Annotated in this window: 3 protein-coding genes; 2 read left to right on the forward strand and 1 reads right to left on the reverse strand. The window is 75.0% G+C overall.

Annotated elements, in window-relative coordinates:
* Positions 1-30 precede the first annotated feature (30 nt).
* Positions 31-735, forward strand: coding sequence for a thiamine phosphate synthase (thiE, locus tag QH283_RS09220; RefSeq protein WP_280502599.1), 705 nt, complete (start codon positions 31-33; stop codon positions 733-735).
* Positions 732-1,244: a GNAT family N-acetyltransferase gene (locus QH283_RS09225; RefSeq protein ID WP_280502600.1), complete on the forward strand. Its 513-nt coding sequence runs from the start codon at positions 732-734 to the stop codon at positions 1,242-1,244. Before thiE ends, QH283_RS09225 begins: the two co-directional genes overlap by 4 nt.
* 47 nt (positions 1,245-1,291) lie before the next feature.
* On the opposite strand, the gene QH283_RS09230 is transcribed toward QH283_RS09225, so the two are convergent.
* Complete coding sequence (locus tag QH283_RS09230; protein ID WP_280502601.1) at positions 1,292-1,969, reverse strand: NUDIX domain-containing protein; 678 nt, start codon at positions 1,967-1,969, stop codon at positions 1,292-1,294.
* Positions 1,970-2,195: the final 226 nt, after the last annotated feature.

The following is a 2,195-nucleotide window of genomic DNA, read 5'->3' on the forward strand; positions in this document are numbered from 1 at the left end:
GTCCACGGTAGCGCGGCTACCGTCTGTGACGTGCAACCCTCCCCCCCGAACCGCCCCCTGCCGCCCCGTGATAGCCTGGCCACCGCGCGGCTGTACCTGTGCACCGACGCGCGCCGGGAAAAGGGCGATCTGGCCAGGTTCGCCGACGCCGCCTTCGCGGGTGGGGTCGACATCATCCAGCTCAGGGACAAGGGCTCACCGGGCGAGGCGCAGTTCGGCCCGCTGGAGGCCAAGGCCGAACTCGGCGCGCTGGCCGAGCTGAAGGCGGTCGCGCGCCGCCACGGCGGACTGGTCGCGGTGAACGACCGCGCCGACATCGCCCTCGCCGCCGGAGCCGACGTCCTGCACCTGGGCCAGGGCGACCTGCCGCCCGCCTACGCCCGCCGCATCCTCGGCCCCGACGTGGTGATCGGCCGTTCCACCCACAACCGTGCCCAGGCGGGGCTGGCCGCCATCGACGAGCACATCGACTACTTCTGCACCGGCCCGGTGTGGTCCACCCCCACCAAGCCCGGACGTCAGGCCGCCGGTCTCGACCTGGTGCGCTCCACGGCGGAATCGCACCCCACCCAGCCCTGGTTCGCCATCGGCGGCATCGACGTCGAGCGCCTGCCCGAGGTGCTGGCCGCGGGGGCGACCCGCGTCGTGGTGGTGCGCGCCATCACCGCGGCCGCCGACCCCGAGGCTGCCGCCCGCGAACTCAAACAAGCTCTGCTGGCCAACGCGGCACGGTGACCCGCGCGGACGCCACCGAGCTCGTCGCGCCCACCATGCGCCTGCACGCGGCCTGGCCGGCCGCGCACCGGGAGTGGGGTCCGGGGCCGCACGAGGACGGCTTCGGCCTGCGCGCCGGCGACGAGGTTGCCACCCCCGCCGGGTTCGCGGCCTGGACCGCCCGGCTGGAGGCCGACGATCGGTGCACCTATCGCTGGATGGTCGAGGGCGGCCGCGTGCTCGGCGGGATCGCGCTGCGGCGCGGTCCCGGGGAGCTCGTCCGGCGCTTCGGGCACCTCGGCTACGGCGTCCGGCCATCGGCGCGCGGGCGCGGCCTGGCGACCTGGGCGCTGGCCCGCATGCTCGACCACGCCCGCCGGCTGGGCATGGACCACGTTCTGCTGGTCTGCGCGGCCGGCAATCTCGCCTCCGCCAGGACGATCGAACGCGCCGGGGGCCGTCTGGAAAGGATCGAGGACACCGATCTCGGCCCGGCGCGGCGCTATCGCATCACTCTCACCGCCCCCTGAGCCCGCACCGCGGGCCCGCGGTCGCCCGCCATTCGCCGATACGCGGGTCAGCCGAGGATCTGGCGGGTCGTCATCAGCAGCGTGGACACCGACGACGTGGATTCGCCGTCCGCGGCGGACACGATGCGGGCCTGTCCGCCCGGACCGCCGGGATCGGCGTGCAGCCAGACGAACCCCTGGTCGGCCAGGTCGACCGTGCGGGGCAGGGCGGCCGCGACGGCCGCGGCGTCCTCGTCCGCGCCGAGGTCGTCGAGCAGGGCGCGGGCCGGGGTGGCGCGCAGGGCAGGCCAGGCGGCGGCGAAGCCGGGGTGCAGAGGGCGGTCGGTCACCTCGTCCTCGGGCACCCAGGCCAGCTCCAGGCTCTCCCGGTTGGCGCTGGTGGCCAGGGTGGCGGGGGCGTCGGCGACGACGGTGGTGTAGGTCCAGCCGCTGGGGACAGCGGCGGTCACCCGCTCGGCGCGCACCGTGATCTCGGTGTGCGCGATACCGGCCTCCTCCTCGGCCTCGCGGACCGCGGCGCGCACCGAGGATTCGTGACTGTCCTTGGCCCCGCCCGGCAGCGCCCAGGTTCCGCCCTGATGGCTCCACGGGGCGCGGTGTTGCAACAGCACGGCCGAGCCGCCGCCCGCGAGCGGGGCCCGCAGCAACAATCCGGCAGCTCCGTACTTACCCCAGTGCCGTAAGCCGTCCGGGCCGATCGCCCACCCGTCGCCGTCACCACGCATCGCAACCATCCTCGTTCCGCCCACAGCACACCACCCCCGTCGCACCCGGTCGGGGGTCTTCGACGCGCCGCGGCATCGATAGGACCACAATAAACTCCGATGCAGGCGTACGGCCGGGACGCGGACCGCGGAGGTGGACGAATGACACGGGCGGGAGGCGGCGCGGGCGCATGGGCGGGGGCGGAGGCCGGATCCGACGAGGAAAACCGGGTCGCGACGCCGGGCG

It is taken from the genome of Nocardia farcinica (assembly GCF_029867845.1).
Lineage (GTDB): Bacteria > Actinomycetota > Actinomycetes > Mycobacteriales > Mycobacteriaceae > Nocardia > Nocardia farcinica_A.

Excerpts from the sequence above, each read along its gene's own strand:
- QH283_RS09230 (WP_280502601.1), bottom strand. The coding sequence starts at position 1,969 with ATGCGTGGTGACGGCGACGGGTGGGCGATCGGCCCGGACGGCTTACGG.